This window comes from Cupriavidus sp. 05L411 (genome assembly GCF_056398045.1).
The window spans coordinates 42,615-62,004 of the sequence record NZ_JBFTOQ010000021.1; the positions used below are offsets into that span (position 1 = coordinate 42,615).

At 62.7% G+C, this 19,390-nt stretch carries 19 protein-coding genes and 1 pseudogene; 9 read left to right on the forward strand and 11 right to left on the reverse strand.

The annotated features are described in order from the left end of the window. Nucleotides 1-158: 158 nt before the first annotated feature. The 5 genes from AC1DQR_RS23430 to AC1DQR_RS23450 all read right to left on the reverse strand — a co-directional run bounded on the left by AC1DQR_RS23430 (nt 159) and on the right by AC1DQR_RS23450 (nt 5,653). Nucleotides 159-1,640 carry a sensor domain-containing diguanylate cyclase gene (locus AC1DQR_RS23430; protein ID WP_477133883.1) on the reverse strand — a complete coding sequence of 494 codons (1,482 nt, stop codon included), beginning with the start codon at nt 1,638-1,640 and terminating at the stop codon, nt 159-161. 532 nt (nt 1,641-2,172) lie between these two features. Beyond that, nucleotides 2,173-3,531 carry a sensor domain-containing diguanylate cyclase gene (locus AC1DQR_RS23435; protein WP_416048759.1) on the reverse strand — a complete coding sequence of 453 codons (1,359 nt, stop codon included), beginning with the start codon at nt 3,529-3,531 and terminating at the stop codon, nt 2,173-2,175. 193 nt (nt 3,532-3,724) lie between these two features. Next, on the reverse strand, nt 3,725-4,741 hold the full coding sequence (locus tag AC1DQR_RS23440) for a TonB-dependent receptor (protein ID WP_477133884.1): 1,017 nt from the start codon (nt 4,739-4,741) through the stop codon (nt 3,725-3,727). A 167-nt stretch (nt 4,742-4,908) separates the two neighbouring features. Then, a complete protein-coding gene (locus tag AC1DQR_RS23445; protein WP_416048757.1) occupies nt 4,909-5,331 on the reverse strand; it encodes a VOC family protein in 423 nt (140 codons plus the stop codon). A 112-nt stretch (nt 5,332-5,443) separates the two neighbouring features. Continuing rightward, nucleotides 5,444-5,653 (reverse strand): DUF1059 domain-containing protein, encoded by a 210-nt coding sequence (locus AC1DQR_RS23450; protein ID WP_416048756.1) that lies wholly within the window; start codon nt 5,651-5,653, stop codon nt 5,444-5,446. Between the two features lie 315 nt (nt 5,654-5,968). Here AC1DQR_RS23450 and AC1DQR_RS23455 point away from each other — a divergent pair. Together AC1DQR_RS23455 and AC1DQR_RS23460 are read left to right on the forward strand one after the other, a co-directional pair. Then, nucleotides 5,969-6,190 (forward strand): annotated as a pseudogene (locus AC1DQR_RS23455) (ISNCY family transposase); the annotation flags it as partial. A gap of 190 nt (nt 6,191-6,380) precedes the next feature. Further along, nucleotides 6,381-6,785 carry a BON domain-containing protein gene (locus tag AC1DQR_RS23460; protein ID WP_416048755.1) on the forward strand — a complete coding sequence of 135 codons (405 nt, stop codon included), beginning with the start codon at nt 6,381-6,383 and terminating at the stop codon, nt 6,783-6,785. A gap of 133 nt (nt 6,786-6,918) precedes the next feature. On the opposite strand, the gene AC1DQR_RS23465 is transcribed toward AC1DQR_RS23460, so the two are convergent. Continuing rightward, nucleotides 6,919-7,128 carry a DUF2188 domain-containing protein gene (locus AC1DQR_RS23465; RefSeq protein WP_416048754.1) on the reverse strand — a complete coding sequence of 70 codons (210 nt, stop codon included), beginning with the start codon at nt 7,126-7,128 and terminating at the stop codon, nt 6,919-6,921. 419 nt (nt 7,129-7,547) lie between these two features. Between AC1DQR_RS23465 and AC1DQR_RS23470 the strand changes: the two genes are divergently transcribed. The 3 genes from AC1DQR_RS23470 to AC1DQR_RS23480 all read left to right on the forward strand — a co-directional run bounded on the left by AC1DQR_RS23470 (nt 7,548) and on the right by AC1DQR_RS23480 (nt 9,776). Then, nucleotides 7,548-8,096: a DUF6496 domain-containing protein gene (locus tag AC1DQR_RS23470; protein WP_416050498.1), complete on the forward strand. Its 549-nt coding sequence runs from the start codon at nt 7,548-7,550 to the stop codon at nt 8,094-8,096. Between the two features lie 447 nt (nt 8,097-8,543). Continuing rightward, nucleotides 8,544-8,990 carry a BON domain-containing protein gene (locus AC1DQR_RS23475; protein ID WP_416048753.1) on the forward strand — a complete coding sequence of 149 codons (447 nt, stop codon included), beginning with the start codon at nt 8,544-8,546 and terminating at the stop codon, nt 8,988-8,990. Nucleotides 8,991-9,323: 333 nt separating this feature from the next. Beyond that, entirely contained in the window at nt 9,324-9,776 is a 453-nt protein-coding gene (locus AC1DQR_RS23480; protein ID WP_416048752.1) for a hypothetical protein, read from the forward strand. Between the two features lie 58 nt (nt 9,777-9,834). Here AC1DQR_RS23480 and AC1DQR_RS23485 read toward each other — a convergent pair whose 3' ends face one another. From AC1DQR_RS23485 to AC1DQR_RS23495, 3 genes are all read right to left on the reverse strand, one after another. Next, entirely contained in the window at nt 9,835-10,356 is a 522-nt protein-coding gene (locus AC1DQR_RS23485) for a hypothetical protein (RefSeq protein ID WP_416048751.1), read from the reverse strand. Between the two features lie 27 nt (nt 10,357-10,383). Beyond that, nucleotides 10,384-11,190, reverse strand: a complete 807-nt coding sequence (locus tag AC1DQR_RS23490) for a hypothetical protein (RefSeq protein ID WP_416048750.1) — start codon at nt 11,188-11,190, stop codon at nt 10,384-10,386. Nucleotides 11,191-11,812: 622 nt separating this feature from the next. Further along, nucleotides 11,813-12,748 (reverse strand): LysR family transcriptional regulator, encoded by a 936-nt coding sequence (locus AC1DQR_RS23495; RefSeq protein WP_416048749.1) that lies wholly within the window; start codon nt 12,746-12,748, stop codon nt 11,813-11,815. Nucleotides 12,749-12,899: 151 nt separating this feature from the next. Between AC1DQR_RS23495 and AC1DQR_RS23500 the strand changes: the two genes are divergently transcribed. Further along, nucleotides 12,900-13,634: an SDR family NAD(P)-dependent oxidoreductase gene (locus AC1DQR_RS23500; protein ID WP_416048748.1), complete on the forward strand. Its 735-nt coding sequence runs from the start codon at nt 12,900-12,902 to the stop codon at nt 13,632-13,634. An 89-nt stretch (nt 13,635-13,723) separates the two neighbouring features. After that, entirely contained in the window at nt 13,724-13,960 is a 237-nt protein-coding gene (locus AC1DQR_RS23505; RefSeq protein ID WP_416048747.1) for a tautomerase family protein, read from the forward strand. Nucleotides 13,961-14,107: 147 nt separating this feature from the next. Here AC1DQR_RS23505 and AC1DQR_RS23510 read toward each other — a convergent pair whose 3' ends face one another. Both AC1DQR_RS23510 and AC1DQR_RS23515 read right to left on the reverse strand, forming a co-directional pair. Beyond that, on the reverse strand, nt 14,108-14,476 hold the full coding sequence (locus tag AC1DQR_RS23510; protein ID WP_416048746.1) for a VOC family protein: 369 nt from the start codon (nt 14,474-14,476) through the stop codon (nt 14,108-14,110). 207 nt (nt 14,477-14,683) lie between these two features. Continuing rightward, a complete protein-coding gene (locus tag AC1DQR_RS23515; RefSeq protein WP_416048745.1) occupies nt 14,684-17,125 on the reverse strand; it encodes a TonB-dependent receptor in 2,442 nt (813 codons plus the stop codon). 167 nt (nt 17,126-17,292) lie between these two features. Between AC1DQR_RS23515 and AC1DQR_RS23520 the strand changes: the two genes are divergently transcribed. Together AC1DQR_RS23520 and AC1DQR_RS23525 are read left to right on the forward strand one after the other, a co-directional pair. After that, complete coding sequence (locus AC1DQR_RS23520; RefSeq protein ID WP_477133885.1) at nt 17,293-18,717, forward strand: histidine kinase; 1,425 nt, start codon at nt 17,293-17,295, stop codon at nt 18,715-18,717. Further along, nucleotides 18,714-19,337, forward strand: a complete 624-nt coding sequence (locus AC1DQR_RS23525; RefSeq protein ID WP_416048742.1) for a response regulator — start codon at nt 18,714-18,716, stop codon at nt 19,335-19,337. Before AC1DQR_RS23520 ends, AC1DQR_RS23525 begins: the two co-directional genes overlap by 4 nt. Nucleotides 19,338-19,390: the final 53 nt, after the last annotated feature.

Below are 19,390 nucleotides of genomic sequence, written 5' to 3' on the forward strand. Positions count from 1 at the left end.
CCTACGCGCGGCCTATGCTGATCGGCCAGATGCAGTCGCTGGCTCCGCGGGTGCAAATAGCAAGGAGGGCATGCAGGCCCAGGCCGGCGGCGCCGAACAGAACAACCAGGCGCTGATGCGGTTGTCCGAGGACACCCAGCGGACTGTGGAATCGCTGTTTAGTGCTCCGGGATCTCGCTGCGGGCTTGAATTTCCGGCCGCGTCTCCGCGACGGCTACGCGGTTGCGTCCGGATGATTTTGCCTTATATAGCGCCTCGTCACTGGCATTGAAGAAAAACCGCAGGCTAGGGAAACGTACACGGCCATCCGCACAAGCCACGCCCATACTGACCGTGAGTATCCGGTTAGCGCTTCCCGCATTCGGGATAACCAGATCCTGGACGGCCGACCGGATCTTCTCGGCAACCGCAATGGCTCCGTCCAAACCCGTGTTGGGTAGCAGCACGGCAAACTCCTCGCCACCGTAGCGGGCCGCATAGTCGCCCGGCCTACGGATGTTGCTGGCAATGCATCGGGCGACCGCAGCCAGCGCATCATCACCGCCCGCGTGCCCGTAATGGTCATTGAAATTCTTGAAATGATCCACGTCGATCATCAGCAACGACAAGGGCTGCTGGTTGCGCCATGCCCGGCGCCATTCGATGTCCGCGGCCTCGTCCAGGGCACGCCGGCTTCCGATGCCTGTCAGCCCGTCTGTGTTGACCATCAGCCGAAGGTGCTCTTCCATCGCTTGCCTGCGCTTGAACTGCCGGGAAATCAGGATGGAGAGGATAAGGATCGCAAGGTCTAGCGTAAGGATCAGTCCACCGAGCAGCCATGCCCTTTTTCGCCATTCCGCGTAAATATCGTCGGTCGACAGGCCAATGACAACCACGAGGGGGAAACCGGCAACATGGCGGAAATCGTATAACCGTTCGTTACCGTCCAGCGCGGCAATGCCGACAAACGATCCTTCCTGTGCCTGCACAACCGGCGCGAAGGATGCGCTGGCGGCAATGCTACGGCCGATGGTGGCAGGGTCATAAGGACGGCGCATCAACACGATGCCATCGTCACGCAGCAATGTGATGGTGCCCCCAGGGCCGAGTTTCGTCCCCTCGAAGAGCCTCCTGAAATAGTTGAGGCGCAGCGTGCCGACGACGATGCCGGCAAAGCTACCGTCCGCATGCGACAACCGCCGGCTCAAACCGATCGATTGGGCTTGCTCCGTCAAGCGAGGCTGGAACGGCTGGCTGATAAACAACCCAGCCGTTGCCGAATCGTGATGCACCTTGAAGTAGTCGCGGTCAGCGACATTGACGGGGCGGGGAGGGGTGGAGCGTGAATCGAGAACGAGATTACCTTGCTCGTCCGTCACCAACAGGGAGCCCAAGTCGGTTGCGTTCGTGGAGCGGTCAAACAGCACCAATTGGCGGATGGCGGGATTCAACCGGAGAATCTCCGGATCCTTGACGCCGTCGATCACGGAGTGCATCGACAGCTCAAAGATCTCCAGATTGCGGGCAATATCTCGCTCAAGGATGAGTGAGAGGTTGGAGGATGCTTCCTGCGCGCGCGCAAATGCGTCCTGGCGCATCTCAACGAGCGCTCCGGCTCCAATGGTGGCGATGGCCATGGCAAGGCCAACGCTGGCTGTCATGAAAAGGTTGGGGTACTTTAAAATCACTTATCTGTCGTAGGCCAAGGCCATCGGGATGTTTCTTGGGTCGTTACACGGCCACGCGCGCGGGCGTAAATTGTACGCTAGCCGAAAAGGAGGCCGCGCCGGAAGGTCCGCCAGGTACGCGAGGTGCCGACTCAACAACTGGAGCCTGAAGCCTCAGCGATCAAATATACATCCCGATTTTTGCCAAGCCATGCGGGAGCCCGGCCACGGCCGGACATTGGACGAGCGTGGCCGGCCGGAAATTCCGTTAAATATTCCGCATGGTACTGATCCTACATACCGATACCATGCCGGCATTCTCCAGCTGCAGTTCTCGGCGAAGCGTCTCGCACTCGTGCTGGCTAGTAAAGGAAAAATACTCACGCGCTGCCGGGTCATTCGACGCTGCCTTCGTGACGGTCAGATGCCAGAGGTCGCCAATGGAACCTGGTTGTTCGTCGTCATGTGGTTGTACAGATGGCCTGCCATCCTGAAGCGACCAATGCGACAGAGCACGGAGGAGCTTTCATTCAGTCTTCGCGAGGTAAACGCGATTTCGCCCAGCGCCTTTCGCTCTGTACAGCGCTGCATCGGCCGCCTCAACAAGCTCGTCGGGGAAGCGTTCTTGCTGAAGGGTGGCGCAGCCGGCGCTGACTGTGACAAAGCCAACGGGAGTCGGAGCGTCGAGCTTTAACTGCGTCACCAACTGGAGCGCTTGCGCCGCGACTTCGGACGCGCCACGACGGCCTGTATCCGGGAGAACTATCACAAATTCCTCTCCGCCGTAACGGCAGACTAGGTCCGCCGGCCGGCGAACGACCCCAGCAAGAGCAGTCGCCACTGCGACAAGGCAAGCATCCCCTTTTATGTGGCCGAAGGTGTCGTTGTAGCGCTTGAAATGATCGACATCGATCATGATTAGCGATAGTGGCAAATTCTTACGCTTCGCACGGTCGAACTCCTTGCGGAAGTGCTCATTGAAATAGCTCCGGTTATAGATCCCCGTCAACGCGTCATGGACGGATGTTTGCAGCAGGCTGGCATGGGCCGCAAAAAGACGCTGGTACAGAACGGTGACCTCCCACACTAGAACGCACACCAGGACACCCGGGGCAAACATGCTGAAAATCCTGGCGAGATACCAGCCCACGCTGAACCTGGCGGCACTCAGCAGGTTCAAGCTGGTATCGATGAGGCAAGCGAGCAAGGCAATCGATAGCCATATGTCAAGTACGGCCCGCAGGCGACCGCTCAGCAACACGATAGCAATGGCAACGACATTGAGCGACCAAATCGCCAGCGCGGTTGCATTTTTCTCGTAGGCCCCGGCGTCTCCCGCTGCGTTCAGGGCAGATGGCAGATCACCGTATATAGCCAGCCCACACAACACCACACCAATCGCGACGGGCCCACCGACTAGCCCCCATGCCCATAGGCCGACATTCTTGGGGCGGATCAGCTCCTTCATGGATAAACTGCGCACCGCCACTGCGAGAATCACAAAAAACGGAAAGCCCCCATGCCAGAAGACCCACATCCATGCGGCGCTATTCGGACCGGCGCCAAAGAGGCCCCCAGGGGTGAAAACGCCGGGAAACGTTAGCAGCTGCAAAGCCACCGCCAATGCGGTAAACGCGTATGCGCCACCCAGTGCTCCAAGGATCGGCTGCCGGGTCACCGTAAATTGCGCGCCGAGCAAAAAACTGGCGATACAGGCGGTGGTGAATACCGTCAGCGCGCACATCGGCATGAAGGGGGGAACCGCAGGGAGCACCTGGGTTGCCCGAGGGACTGCGATCGCGAAGACGCACAGGATAAGTAGCGCCGTGATACCGGCGAGCATTGCTTGTCTGCGCGTGGCCTGCCGTACCAGGAAGCTTTCCATCGTGTTCACCTGTATATAGCCGTCTTCCACAGCCAGCATGGTCCCGGCATCGCGAAGTGACATACCGTTGAAGCACAATCAACCGCATACAAGCCCGTCAACGTGCAACGATCGTCAGTCTAGTCAGTCTATATCGCAATGGGCGGGATGCTGCTATGCAGAATCGCCCATCCTTGATTGATCAGCCGGGCTCTTAGAACCGAAAGCCTAGGCCGAGCACCATCACATCGGAATCGCGGCTATTGGTCGTAACGGTGCGGTGCCAGGAGAAGCGGCTGGTCCAGGACCGGCTGATGCGATAGCTCGCCGACATGGTGAATAGGCCGAGCGTGTGCGTGATGCCACCGCCCTCGTCCCGGTCGCGCGCCACATAGGGGCCCAGTCCAATCCCCAGCGTCAGATGGTCATTGAAGAACGGTCGCACCAGCCAGGCCTGCGCTGCGACACCCTGCCGGCGTACAACCCGCGCATCGCCCTCGTTCAGATAGGTGGCAGTGAGGTCTACATAGGGCAGGATGCCGCGGCGGTACTCCACCGCGAAAGCGGTGCCGCTGGGTGAATCGAAGTTGTTGATAATGGTGGTACCGCCGAAGACCGTGAGCTCGTTGCTGGTCGTGTTGAGGGTGTACGAAGGCGGTGGCACCACCGGACCATCCCTGCTCCCTCGATCGATCTGATAGCCCACGCCAATCAGGAAGGTGTTGGTGTCGATGCTGCCAAATGCCTGCGCCCGGTTGTATCGGGCCTGGGCGATCCAAGGGCCGCCGTTGATATACCAGTTGGCTGCCGCGCTGATCAGGATTCCCCAGCCATGCTGGTCATTGACACCGCCTTCGGCCGTTCTCACCGTGGTATCGAAATAGCGGTAAGGACCGACCCCAAGCGAGAAGGCAAACCGCCGGTCCGTCGACAGCAACCGTCCCCATAACTGCGCGCTATGTCCGTCACGATGATGGTTGGTGACGTGCCCCTCGTTCAGGTACGAGAAGGAGGCGTAGACGTTGTCGGTCAGGTTATGGGCGTACTCGTAAGTGTAGCCGTATGTTTTCTCTCCCAGCGACGGCGTTTGCTGCAGCCCGCCAAGCACGTAAATCTCCTGGGCATGGGCCGCATGGGCGATGCCCACTAGCAAGGCCACGCAAAGTGCAAGATGCAACAGGTGATGCCGGCCGCCCCATTGGCCCACGCCGAACCCAAGGTGATGTCGCATGAACGGTACTCCGTGGTTGGGCATGCCAAGTGGGTCTTGTTGCGGCGCGGCGGACGCTACACGTCCGGAAACGCAATGGGAGCACACCAAAAGCGTGCTGTTCGCTCGATATGGCACCTCGGGCATGATCGCTCAGGAATGGACTCGGAGAGTGAGGGCGCACGAATTCACTTCCGCATCGCGGGCGTATGGGTTATGCCCACCAGCAGACCTTCCGGTCCCAGCAGTCGCGTGACGGTCTGACCCCAGGGTTCCGTTCGCGTCGCAACCAGCAGTGTGTAGCCCTGCGACTTCAGTTCCGCGGTGCCTTTTTCGATATCCGCTACGTCAAATTCGATCCACGCTTGTGGCACGGGAAGATTGCCAGGCCATTGATCCGTGCCAAAACATGACTCAGCCGCCTGCGCCAACGGCCACAGGGCGAAATGCTTCACGCCATCCAGCCCTCCCGTATGCAGATAACCGTTGGCATCTTCCTGGAACGACAGTCCCAATGCCTCGGAATAGAATCGTCGGCTTGCGGCCGGGTCGCGAACGATCGGGCCAAAACCGGCGACGAAAAGCACGTCGATGTTTTTTGGCGTTGTCATTGACATGTCTCCTATGTCTTATCCTGGCAACCCGTGAGCAGCCCGTGGAAAAAGTCCCGCGCTGTGTCAAGCAGCAAGGATCTCTGGCAAAGTCTGGGCGATATTATCCGCATTAGGTTTCCGGAGCCGCATCCCATTTTGGCCTCATTTCATTGCCCCATTTCGCCGGATCTTCCTTATGCATTTGCTCCATCATTTTTGCTACGTCCGGGTGCTTCTCCAGGACGTGTCTCGTCATGACCTTGACCATCTCATCCCAAGAACTGGCCGACAGCTTTTGGTCGCATTTCCCGCCGAGTTCCCTGCACGTCATTGTTTTCATAGGGTCCGCTCCAAAAGGGAAGAAAAGCAAATATCCCAAGGTTTGATAACCGACAGAAGCACCCGAAAAATTCCGAATTCACTGTAGGACATAATAGGACATTCGCGGGGTTGCAGCATTTCTGGTAACCCCGGGGCCGTGGCTAGCCAGGTCGCTCTGCGACGACGGCTATCGGCGAATTCGCCGGACCGCGGCTTGCGGCCGGTGCCAGCCCTTCGCCACGCTAAGAAGACTCAGTCGTGTCCGGCCAGCCCATGTTGCCAAGTGACTCACGGCATACAAGAAAGCATGGTCGCACTGATAGCCCCGTCGATTTTTGGCCCGACGCTGGCCCTGCGTTAAGCTGCGCGAGCGACACGGCGCCCACTTGGCCAACGAGCCGGTGCGGCGGATCATGATCGGCGCAGGCTTCGGGTGCCGCAGAGGCAGCGCCCGCCCAAGCTTCACCAGCCGCGCAACCGTCGGACGTGTCTCAGCGAACTGATCCAGATCGACGGCAGCGATCACGCCAGGTTGGAGGCTCCAGCCGATACACTTTTTCACGCGTTTTGGAGCCTTCCATTGTGACCGAATCGCAATACCTATTTCCGTGTGTAACGTAGCCACGTCACTGCGGAACTCACTGTTTTTCTGGATGGTCCCTTTTATATAGAAAGGAGCAATTGCAGGGGCGCGTTGCCCGGGGGATATGTGTCGCGGCCTGCGCGAATAACAGCAGGAGACAGTGATGAAATCAATTCAAAGGATATGCCTTGCTAGCGTTGCCGGCTTGCTTGCGGCTTCGGCTGCTGCTGCTAGTTTGGCGGATGCCGGCACTCTAGCCGCAACGGATGGCGCTCTGCTCATGAACAGCTCGCCTGGAACGCCGGTGCGCACCGAGTCTGACAGCATGGCACCGACTACCGAGTTAGCGGCGAAGCTCAGTGACAACGCGATCACGACGAAAGTCAAAGCCGAGCTCCTTGCCACGAAGGGACTCCGGCCCACCGGGATTCGAGTGAGAACCGAAAACGGTGTTGTGCATCTCGATGGCAAGGTTCGAAACGATTCAGAGAAGCTGACAGCTTTGAATGCCATCCGTGCAGTGGAGGGCGTGCAATCCGTGGTGGACGGCCTGGAGGTCGAGAAATAGATATCGCAGGTATCTCGGCGCACCCTTCACGGGAAAAGCGCCCCGCCGACGCAGGGATGGGACGACGGGGGCGAAATCGCTGGCAGGATCATGCGGACTTGCCCGCGAGGGGGAGGCTCCTACAGGAATTCGCTCACGCCGCCAATTCCAAAGCCGGGCGAGCTAACTGCAACATACCGTGCGATTCTTCGATGACGAGATTCACGCCGTAGCGTGATGCCAAGGACTGACCAATGTGGATTGCTTCGTCTTTGCCTTCGAATTCCAAGATTGCGGTGGCTGCACCACAGGTTTTCAAGATCCAACCGGCGCGCACGGCACAAACCATAATGTCTCTGCGCATCTGAACTCCCCTGGAGACGGTAACTACAGCGTAGGAAAGGTGGGCAATACTCGCCATCGGACACCGTCCTACCTAGTTGTCGGCACTTGGCCTGGTCTCTTGCCGGCGGCCCACCATGGCTGAGCGGGAGACAGCGAGGGGCTCTGTCGCGGTAAGCAGCGAGATCGGCAGGATTCTCGGAATGCCCGGCGACCTATGCTGCCAGGGAGCAGAATTGCTGTGCCGCGGACGCAGTGCTTGCTCCTGCGCAGTGCATCTGCCGCTCGGCGATAGCGGTCCCACGGATACGAGCCTGGAACGGCAATTGCGTCGAGCATTCTTGGCCCGCCGGCAGATGGCGGGCTCCGATATCTGCGCCGCGGACGTCGCATCTGCCATGACCCGTTGCTGGATGACCGCGGATAGTCATGGAGACGATCATGCCAAGAGCATCAAGCATAGCGAAGGCCAGAGCAGACCAGCGGGCGGGCAAGGCGCCGACCACGCAGGCAGGCCATTTCGTTCACGACGCGATCGAAGCAGTGCGCCGGGGTAAGCACGGCGTGCGCTCGGCAAAACAGGCCATAGCGATCGGGTTGTCGGAGGCACGCCGCGCTGGCATCGAGGTGCCGCCGAAGAAGGGCGCTACAAGGGCGCAGACCAAGCCCGCAGGCACCCGGTCGGCGCCGCCCAAGTCCACCGGCAAGGGTGGCAACGGCAAGGTGACGCCGCGACGGGCCAGTTCAGAAAGCAAGGCCACACGCGCGCGCGCTGCCATCGAGGCGCTCAAGCGCGAGGGCACGGCAGGCGTGTCACGTCAGGCGCTGTCCGCACAGGCCAAGCGCGCGGCAAGCACCCGCACTGCTGCTGATCGTTCAGCTTCCGCCAAAAAGGCCGCTAGCACCAAAGGGCCGGTTGTACGCTCCGAAGCGGCCCGCAAGGCCGCGCGAACGCGCGCGACAAACAAGGAGGCAAGTCGCTCGCACTAGTCAACACCCAGCTCGCATAGGAGCGCGACGGCGTCGCCTTCGGCGAATAGATCCGACATCGCTCTGCCTCTTGACAGCGCATGCCGTGGCCCGGACGGCACGCCTATTTGACCCTGCCGGTCGGTTACCGGAACCTGGCCGGGGCGCCGGGTAAATGTCGCTCCTCTGATGCCTCGGATAGCGATCCTCGGCATGCAGAAGCGGTGTTGGTTTCGCAGGTTTCGCTTATGTGTTGGCCGAAATTACAAAATCCGGCTCCAAATTACACATAGTGGCGTGGCCCGAGCGTGACATACGCAGCAGGTCGCCGCGGCTTCCCGCCCCTGTCGGCAGGTACGCTCCTTGCAGTTCATGTTCTTGCGGTTCACGAGAACTGGTGGCTTCGATGCATGCATCTCCCGCGAGCCCTCATGACGAACCGTGTGACCACACCATCAGGAGAGAGCGATGAAGATTCTTGCACTTACCCTGCGTATGACTTGTGTCGCTGCAGCGATGGCGGCTGCTTCTGGCGGCGCGTTCGCGCTCGATACAGGCGGCATCATGCGCGTCGCCACCGACACCACGATGACTGCGCCACCCAGCTCGGCCCCTGCCATGCCGGGCCGGGCCGAGGGTGACCGCGACCAGCGGCTTGTGGCCGCCACTGAAATGAGCGCGGAGAAGGCCGAGGAATCCGTCAGCGACAGCGCCATTACAACCAAGGTGAAGACCAAACTGCTTGCCACCAAGGATTTGAAGTCCACGGGCATTCACGTGAAGACCAAAAACGGCACGGTCAACCTGAGCGGCTCGGTGCCGACGAAGGAGCAGCACCAGATTGCTATCGACGCCACGCGTAACGTTGAGGGGGTGAGTGCGGTGAACGACGAACTGAAGGTCTTATCGCGCTAGTCTGCAACCGGCCGGCCCCGGGGAAACTCCCGGGGCGTGGCAGCAGCATTACCAAGAACCCGCCGCTCGCCATGCTTTCGATTCGGGGAAATGCAAATCGGAACCGGAGAGATTGGCGGCGCACATCGATTTGTCAACGAGTGGATATTCCACTATTTTATAATCTGTCGGTTCGGATCAACTTATCGATTCGTGCAAACTAAGAAACACATGGATAATTATAATTATTATATATAAATTCATGTATTTAATAGGATTAAATTATTTAAAATAATATAGAACAATTTCAATGTCAAGTCGTCAAATTTGTATGGATATAGTTGGAGATAATCCATGCAAGCAAATCGTCATATATGGCGCCGCCTGTTCCCTATGTGCAGGGCGACGCTCAAGCAGAACAGCCTCTGCGCGCTTACGGCCGGCGCACTTGTTGCCTTGTTGGCGAGCCCTGGCGCACACGCAACCGATCTTGCGCGCCAGACCGTAGGCCCGGTCAGCTACGTTTGCGGAGGTGTTGGTGAGGACGAGCAGCAGGCAATCAAGTCGGAGTCGAAGGATTTTGATATGGGACTGTTATTCACTGAGGGCGCACGCGGTGAGTATCTATCCGATGTGGCAATCACCCTTTCGCGCAACGGAGTCGAGGTTGCATCCTTCCGTTCGAGTGGGCCGCGCTGCCTCATCAAAGCACCAAGGGCGACTTATCAGGTCGCGGCAACCTACAATGGCGTAGAAAAGCACACCCAATTGCGGATGGGTGATCGGAACGTGCATTTGAATTGGTAGCCGGCCGACGTCGCAAGGGCCATGCGGCATTTTCCCAATGCCGCAGATCGGATGCGCGTCACCGGGTGCGCAACAGTAGCGCCACTGGCAGCATCTCCAGCACCTCGGCCAAGGCCAAGCGGCCGGCGCGCGCGTCCAGCGGGCGGCTGGTCAGGACATCCATCCAATGACTGTCGTCCCCATGTCCGACTCGCAGGACGGTGTCGCGCCATTGTGCTGGCGCGAGAATGGGCCGGTCGCTCTCGGCCAGCCGGGCGGCCAGCCGGGTGCCGACCACCAATGCCTGCTCCCGCCCACGACGGCGCATGAATGCAAGCGCGTGCGCGGCGAGCGGGCCGGCCAGCGTAATGGGGTCATAGTCGCCGGCGGCAAACAACCCCGCATGTGCCTGCCATGCGGCCAAGCCGCTGCGGATCAACTGCAGCTTGACGCGGCCGTTCTGCCAGTTGGCAAGCCATTCGGGCCACCCAGATGTGTCAACCAGCCAGGCGCGCAGCGACTCGAAATCCACGGGACGGCGGTTGTCGGGATCGACCAGGCTGAGATCCCGGTCCTCGGCGCCCTGGTAGCGGTCGGGCACGCCGGGCGAGCTGCTCCAGAAACAACATCAATCGGTCCGCGCCGTCGGGGCCGCAGGGCAAACGTGCCACCAGGAGTGCCATGTTATCGCTGGCCAGCCTGCTGTCAGCCATGACAGCAGGCTGGCCAGCGTCAGGTCGCGGGTGGCAGGGTTGCTGCGCGCGCAGGCATGCAGACGGCGGCAAGCGCCTTCGTACTCGGTGACCAGGTGATGGTCAAGTATATGGCAGCGGGCCGACTCCACCTGCGCTTCGAAGCGGCGCGTCTCGCCGCTCATCTCTTGCCAAATCGCGGTGAGCGCGGCCGCGCCTGTGCCGTCGTGCAACACGCAGGCCACTTCGTTCATGAAGTCGTAGCCGGTGGCGCCGTCCACCAGCCAGTCCGCGCGCAGCGTCTCCTTCTCTGCGAGGATCTTCTCGACCACCAGCCACGGGCGCGCGATGGCGCGCCGCCGTGGTCGATCGGGCGCGAGCGCGGTGAGGTGGGCGCCCGGTTGCTGGCAGTAGGCCGCCGGATCGGCCAGGCCGTCGACGTGGTCCACTCGTACACCGTCGATCCACGCCTCGCGGAATAACTGAAACACCAGCCCGTGGATCGCTTCGAACACGGGTGCTTGTTCTACTCGCATGCCCACTAGCTCGCTGACCTCGAAAGCCAGGGCCTGGTAAAGATCGTTGCCGCTGGCCAGCCCCGGGAGCTTGCCTTGCGTATAAAACACATGATCGAGAAAGGCGCGCCGGATGGTGGCGCTGGACATCGCGGTGCGGGTGTCGTGTCCGGGATGCGCGGCAGGTGGCGTGGGGGGCGGGGCATTCGGCACGGAATCTTCCGTCATCGGGATCCTCCTCGTGACAGCGGTCGCAGGCATGCGCGGCCAAGCCGCGCGTGATGGCATGCAAGCGGCGGGCGCGCCGGGCCGGGCACCACCACGTCTCTGATCCTAGTCAATATTCTGGCGGGCGAGTGGGCGTGGCCCGCATAGGCCACGCGTCAACGCATTTTGGCGACCGTATCCAGATAGTCTCGCCCCTCGTTCGTGAGGCGGACGTGTCCCGGGTCTTGTGCGGCTCGATGCCGTTTTACAAGCCGCTGCCGCTCAAGAGTCCTGAGGTCAGCGGGGTCTAAATCAAGATTCTCGTTTGCACTCTTGAGTATCATCAAGGCGGCGATTTCATGTGGGCTGAGCATCTTCGTCTCCGGCGAAGGGGATGGGCCGCTGGCTTTACAGCCAGCGGCTGCGTCATGGAAATGCCAACACACTTTCTATCGAGACGCACAAGCTCGCAACGCTGGATACATTTCCTTACGCCCCTTCTGGGGGCTGGGATCGTTGGGAGCGAAGATTGTGGCGTTTGGGTGATTTGCCGCGGAATGTGAGCAAAAAGGGGCAACCGATGCACGGATGCACGGATGCACTGATGTGCCGAAAATCATGCTCAATACGGCTGTCGTCGTCGTCAAGCGCCGTGTTGAACAGCAGTTGGCGGACGCGCCTGTTCCATCATGAACTCGACGAACGCACGCACGCGCGATGGCAGCGAACGGCCGTGCGGGTACATCAGGCTGACGGGGCGCATGCGCCCGGCAAAAGCTTGCAGTACCTCGACCAGATCGCCTTGCGCCAGGTCCCGCTCGACGACGAATTGGTAGGTCTGGAACAGCCCCGCGCCCGCTTTGGCCAGCGTCACGCCGGCCAGCACGTCTTCCGCGCACATGTAGTTGCCCGTCGAGAAGATTTCCTTCTCGTGCCCCCCTTCCTTGAACAGCCACGAGATCTGCCGCCCACTGCTCGGTAGATCGAACTGGATGCACTCGTGCTGGTCCAGGTCCGACAGCGTTCTGGGTACCCCGGCGCGCTTCAGATAGGCGGGGCTCGCGACCACCACCAGTGCCGCGTCTTCAAGGTGCCGGGAGACCATCATCGAGTCCGGCTGCGTACGGAAGCGGATCGCGACGTCGAAGTTTTCCTCATGGAAGTCGACGTTGCGGTTGCTGATATGGGCTTCCAGCTTGATCAGCGGGTACTTGGCGCGAAACGCGGGCAGGAGCGGCAACAGGCGATGGTGCCCGTAGGTGGTCGGCGCGCTGATGCGGATCGTGCCCGAGGGCTGCACCTGCTCGCCGGTGACCTTGCGCTCGGCTTCGACCAGCAGATTGAGCGCGGCGCGGCATTGCTCGAAGTATTCCTTGCCACCTTCAGTCAGCCGGATGCTGCGCGTGGAGCGCACGAACAGGCGTACGCCCAGGCGCTTTTCCAGGCGCGAGATCGAACGGCTGACGGCGGCAGGCGTGACGCCTGCGGTATTGGCAGCCGCCGTGAAGCTGCCGGCCTCGGCGGCCAGGCAAAAGAGCTCGATGCTGCCGAGAAGGATGTCGTCGAATTGCCGGTGCATATTCTTTACGCCATGTAATAGGACAAGTGTAGCAAACCCCGTTTATTGCGCTCAATAGCAGCAATATAGTCCCTCCACATCGGTGACGGCTTTGGAGTCCGGCACCGGACCCTGAATCTGAACCTGAATTTGGATCCATTGGAGGACCATCATGAGCAACACCGACAACACCGTCATCATCACCGGCGCCACCAGCGGCATCGGCCTGGGCTTGGCCGAAGCCTTCCTCAAGGCGGGCTACAACGTCGTCGGCACCGGCCGTTCCACCGAGCGCCTGCAAGCCACCGCTGAACGGCTGAATGCCGGCGAGCGCTTCCTGGGTGTCGCGGGCGACGTCGGCAAGCCCGAGTCGGCGCGCCAGGTCTTCGCGCAGGCCATTGCCAAGTACGGCAAGGTCGACGTGCTGGTAAACAACGCGGGCATCTTCGCGGCCAAGCCCTTTGTGCAGTTCACGCCGGACGAAGTGGAGGAGCAGATCTCCACCAACCTGAAGGGCGTGCTGTATCCGTCGCAGGAAGCGGCCAGGCACATGAGCGAACGCAAGCGCGGCAAGATCATCAACATCACAGCGTCTCTGGCGCTTCAGCCGCACGGCGGTGTGCCAGCGCTGCTGGCCGTGGCCCTCAAGGGCGGCATCAACCAGGCCACGCGCGCGCTTGCGCTGGAACTGGCACCCCACGGCGTGACGGTCAACGCGGTTGCCCCGGGCGTCGTGGACACCCCGATGCATGCCGCCGAAACCCATGCTGCACTCGGCAGCCTGCACCCGCTGGGCCGCATCGCCAGCATCGCCGAGATCAGCGATGCCGTGCTCTACCTGGCCAAGGCCGACTTTGTCTCCGGCACCGTGCTGCCGGTGGACGGCGGCTTCAGCGCAGGCCGCTGAAGCCGGCAACCGCGGCTGGGCGTGTGTCCTGCCGCGGCCCGGAATCCATCGCGCTCATCTCGAAACGTCAATCCATGCAGGAGGCCGCCATGCCTTTCGTCAGCATTCGCATTACCCGCGAGGGAACCACCGCCGAGCAGAAAGCCCAGGTCATCAAGGAAGTGACTGAGACCCTGGAGCGCGTGCTGCACAAGCCGCCCGAATGGACGCACATCGCAATCGAGGAAGTGGATACCGACAACTGGGGTTTCGGGGGCCTGACGACCACCGAAATCCGCAAGCAGTCGAATCCCCCTTCAGCCTCCGGTGCACAGGACAGCCGATAAGCCGCCTTGGGCGCAGAGATTGGCAATCCGCAAAAACGAACCAGGCTGCCCGCCAGGCGGCGGCAGCTTGGCGTCGCATCGCAGTCGGGCGTGATTCAGTGGTCGGGCGTTGCGTTCGGCGCGACGTTTTTCAGCACGGCGCTGACCTTATCCCTTCGTGAAGATCTCCAGAAGATGCTTGCTCGGATCCTCGAAATAGATCCGGCGGCAGCCATCGTCCGTGCAGACCTCGCCGGGGTGGCGGCGGTATGGGTCCGACCAGTACATCAGGTTGCGCGCACGGATTCGGGCGAGGCTTTGCTCGAATTCGACGTCGCTGATCAGAAAGGCGTAGTGCTGCAGGGCAACATCGTCTTTCGCGTCCATGAAGTCCAGGGTGACTTCGTTATCCAGCCGTACGGCAAGAAACGGCCCGAACGGCACGGCTGCGGGACGTCCGAGGATCTCGCAGAGGAAGTCAGCGGACACCTTCTTGTCATGAGAAAAGACGATGGTGTGGTTGAGCTGGATGGCCATGTCGCAATCTCCGGGAAGGGGTATGTGCGTCACGCAGAGGCTGACGCATGCCACCCTTGCAGGGTACATGGATTTGGGCATGCCGGGCGGGCGTCACGGCCAGCCTCCATGCGGTCGAAGTCTGCGCGCAGACACCCCCGCTAACCGCCAAAGGCCCGGTGCCGGCATGGCCCATTGACCGTAGCCAGGAGCGCTCCCATTGTCGGATTACATGCGGTAAACCACACCGACCCAGGCGCTGCGCGGCGCGCCGGGCGCGACGAACCGCGCGCTGGCATTGTCTTCCGGCGTCACGTGCGGGCGCAGCAGGTTGCCGTTGGGAAACAGGTCGTTAGAGATCTGGCCATAGGTTTCGTAACGGCGGTCGAACAGGTTGGCCACGCGCGCATAGATCTCGAAATGCTTGTTGACGCGGTAGGACGCCCGCAGGTTCACCGTGGCGTATCCGGGCGTGCTCCAGTCCGCGTACTTGGGCGCCTTGCCGGGCTGCGGGTCGGCGCGCAGGCCGTCTTCGTTGCCGCTGGTCACGCTGCTTGACACGCCAACCAGGTCGGCGCCCAGGGTCAGTTCGGGCAGCGCCTGCCAGTCCACGCCCAGCTTGATGGTGTGGCGCGGCAGGCCGGCCATGCGCATGCCCGGCTTGACGTCGATGGTCCGTTCGCCCACCGCGAGCTGCCCGGTGGCCTGATAGGTGGCTTCGAGATAGCTGTAGCCGAGGCGCAGCGTGACATTGCCTAGGCGCTGCCGGGCGGACAGGTCGAAGCCTTGGTTGCGGGTCCGGTCGAAGTTGGCGAAGTAGCCCTGCTGCGTGTTGGGGGCGCGCAAGAAGAGGATGTCATCGTGGTTATCAATGCGGTAGAACGAGCCGGATACTTCCGTGTCCTTCGAGGGCCGCCAGCGCGCGCCCACTTCATAGGAGTGCGAGACGACCTGCTTGAGGTAAGGGTCGGCCTGCAGGCCGGCGGGCAGGCGGCAGGGCTGGGCGGGATCGGCGCAACCCAGCTCCAGTACCGTCGGCACGCGGTTGTTCTGGGCATAGCCGCCAAATACCGAGACGCCACCGCCCAGCTTCTGCGTGATGCCAAGCGCGGGGTTGAGCCGGCGATAGGTGAAGCTCTCGCTCGGCTGCTCGCTGCCGTCGCTGTTGCGCAGCGTATTGTTCACGGCCACGTGGTTCCAGCGGGCCGAACCCGTCACGAAGGTGCTGGGCGTCACGGCCCAGGTGTCCGACAGGTACACGCCAATCGCGCGCGAGGTGCCGCTGACGCCGGAGAACAGCTCGTTCGGTGCATTCGGGTCCGCGATCACGCCGCGGTCATCGGTAAAGGTCCCTAGCTGCGCATACTGCGAGTAAGTCAGGCGGCTGCGGTCGAATGTCAGCCCGGCGTTGAGCAGGTGCTTTTCCGTCTCCTTGGCGAAACTGAACGCCATCCCGACGGACTGCTGCCACATGTGCGTGGTGTTCAGCACCGCCGGATCCAGCGCCGCGCCTTCGGCCCGGGTGAAGCCGCAGCGGGACTTGCGCGGGCTGCCGTCGGCCTTGAAGCCATCTTCGCAGTCTTCCGTGTAGGCGTCGTAGTCCGGGTTCACGTCCCCGTTGGTGGTGTCACGGCGGCTGGTGCGAACGTAGGCGAGCATCGCGGCGCTGGTCTTGTCGTCGAACCAGTGGCGGCCATTGAAGGCGGCCTGGGTGACCATGTTCTCGGTTTTGTCGGGATAGGTATAGACGGCGCCGCGATTGCTCTCGTAGAGCCCGGGCAGCATGGCATTGCCGCTCGCGCGGTAGCTCGGCACCAGGCCGTTGCCGATCAGGGTGCTGCGCCCGTGCAGCAGGGAGACGTCCCAGCTGGTGGTGTCGCTGGCATGCCCGGCCTTGAGGAACAGGTTGCCGAGCCGGCCTTCGGAGTGATCGCGCCAGCCGTGTTCCTGGAACAGGGTGCCGGCGGCGAAGGCGTGCCAGCCGCTGTCGCTGCGGATGCCGCCCGACAGGTCGGCGCGCTTGCGGTTGCCGCTGCCATAGGAGAGATCGGCGGTGAAGCCGGGGGAAGTCAGGCCAGAGCGGGTGGTCATGGCCAGCGCGCCGCCGAGCGTGTTGAGGCCGTAGGCAGGGTTGGCGCTGGAGACCAGTGAGACGCTCTCCAGCGCGGCCTCGGGAATCATGTCCCAGCTCACCACATCGCCGAAGGGCTCGTTGACGCGGATCCCGTCCAGGTAGATCGACAGCCCTTGCGGCACACCCGGGATCGACGAGGCGCGAAAGCCGCGGTAGGTGACGTCGGACTGGAAGGGGCTGCCCTGGATGTCGTTGACGTTGACGCCGGTGAAGTTACGCGCCAGGTATTCGGCGAGGGTGCCGGTGCGCGTGCCGTTCAGGTCGTCGCCACTGACTGTCTGCACCGTGTACGGCACCAGATCGCGGTCCACGCCAATGCCCGGCAGCGGTGCGGTGGCTACCACCATGACTTCGGGCAGCGTGGCACTGTCCCCGGATTGCACACCACTGTCCTGTTGTGCAACAGCGGGCAGGGCGGCGAGCAATGCCACGGCCAGTGCGATGGCGGTGGCCGCGCTGCGCCGTGGCGCGCCGCGGCGCAGGGCTGCGCGTCCCGGTGGGGCCCTGCGCCGGGTTGGTGGTAGGTTGGCTGGCATCTTGCATCTCCTCGGAATGATTGGCCGGGGCACCTGCGTTGGGTGCCGGCTTGGGGGAAACAACTTGAGGGACGGGGAGCAGGTTCCGTACCTCGGGCTTCGGGAAAACCTCCCGATCCGCAGGCCATCCCTACCGTCCACTGCAACCTCCCGGGGGCGTCATTGCCATGACGATGTCTCGCTATCTGTTAAGCCGTGCCATCTGGATCTGCGCGGCCTGCCTGTGCTGCGCGCTGGTGGTCGCGCTATGGCTCGCGGCGCGCGCCATCGGCGACGAGCGGCGTGGTGCGCACGCCATGGCGCAGCTGATTCCGCGCCTGTCGGCCTTGCAGACGGCGGCGCCGGCCGAACGCGAGGCGCATCTTGCCGCCCTGCGCACCATCAACGCATCGGCGCAAATGCGCCATGTGTGGCTGCATCTGGAGGATGCAACGGGCCAGGTGCTGGTGAGCGAGCCGCAGCCACGGGATAGCTCCCCTTTGGGCGGCCTGCTTGCCCTTCCGGGTTTGGGTGCCGATGCGGCGCGGCTGGAAAGCMGCTGGSAGATCCACACCCGCGACGGTGCCACCTACCGCGCCGCCTTGCGCTGGAATCCGGAGAGCGAAATCCGGGAAGCCAGCGGCGACATGGCCGCCAACCTTGCTGTGCTGGCGGTCTATGGCGCGCTGCTACTGCTTGGCATCCACTGGGCCCTGGGACAGGCCCTCGCCCCCCTGCAACAGATCCTGGCGGCTATCCGGGGCTACGAAGACAAGGACTACAGTGCCCGCCTGCCGCCCATGCGCACGCGCGAGATGGACCAGCTCCGCCGTGCGCTCAACCACCTGGCCGGTACGCTGGACGAAACCCAGGCAGAGCGCCGCGCCCTGAGCCGCAAGCTGCTGACTGCCCAGGAAAGCGAGCGCGCGCGCCTGGCGCGGGAACTGCACGACGAGTTCGGCCAGGTGCTCACCGCGATGCGCGCCGATGCCGCCTACCTGGTGCGCAAGAGCGTCCATGAGCCCGTGCTGCAACTCGTGGCCAACGACCTGGCCGGGCATTGCGCCAGGATCCAGCACGAGGTACGCCATCTGCTGCACCGGCTGCGGCCGCACGGCGTGCAGCCCGACGGCCGGCTGGCTTCGGTGGAGCGCCTGCTGCAGGATCTGGTGCAGGCCTGGCGCGACCAGCCGGGCCAGCAGGTGCAGGTGGACTATGCGGTGGCGCTTGGCGGCGTGGCGCCGGGCCCGGACCTGATCCTGACGCTGTACCGCATGACGCAGGAAGCGCTGACCAACGTGATGCGCCATGCCGGCGCACGCCGCGTGGCGATCCGCATTGCTGCCACGGCCGCCGGGGAAGCGGTGCGCTGGAGCGTGGAGGACGACGGCCAGGGCATTGCCGACGTCGCCGCGGCCCTGCAGCGCAGTCATGGCCTGCGGGGCATGCAGGAGCGTGCATGGGCCCATCTCGGCACGCTGCACATCGAACCTGCCTGCGCTGCGGCCCGCGCCGCGCCCGGCTGCCGCCTGAGCGCGAGCTTTCCGCTGGTGCCGCAGGCCTTCGCCAAGCCGGTTCAACCGGTTCAACCGCATGGGAGCCAGAGCGAATGAAAACGATCGACGTCGTCCTTGCCGATGATCACGCGGTAGTGCGCACCGGATACCGGCGCTTGCTCGAACTCGAGGAAGGGGTGCGCGTCGTGGCCGAGTTCGGCGATAGCGATGCCGCCTACGCCTGGCTGACGCAGCATCCCGCCGACGTGCTGATCCTGGACTTGTCGATGCCCGGGCGCGGCGGCATGGAAGTGCTGCAGCGGCTGGGCGCGCGGGTGCCCGCATTGCGGATCCTGGTGTTCAGCATGCACGACAGCGCCGCCATCGTTAGCCAGGCCATGCGGGCCGGCGCCGCCGGCTACCTGACCAAGAGCAGCGCGCCGGAGGCCTTGGTGGATGCGGTGCGCAAGGTGGCCGACGGGCGGCAGGCGCTGTCCGACGATGTCGCGGGCCTGGTCGATGCCGGCAGCCAGCTGCCGCCCCACCTGGCCTTGTCGCCGCGCGAGTTCGACCTGTTCCGCCTGTTTGCGCGCGGCACGGCGATCGAGGAAGTGGCCGCGCAGCTCTACCTCAGCACCAAGACGGTGGCGAACTACCAGACGCTGATCCGCAAGAAGATGGGCCTGGCCAACCGGGTCGAAATGCATCGCTATGCGGTGGAGCACGGCTTCGGCTGAGCCTCTGTGTCAAAACGGGACAGCGCTGCCCCGCGCGCGCAAGCCGTGTTCCG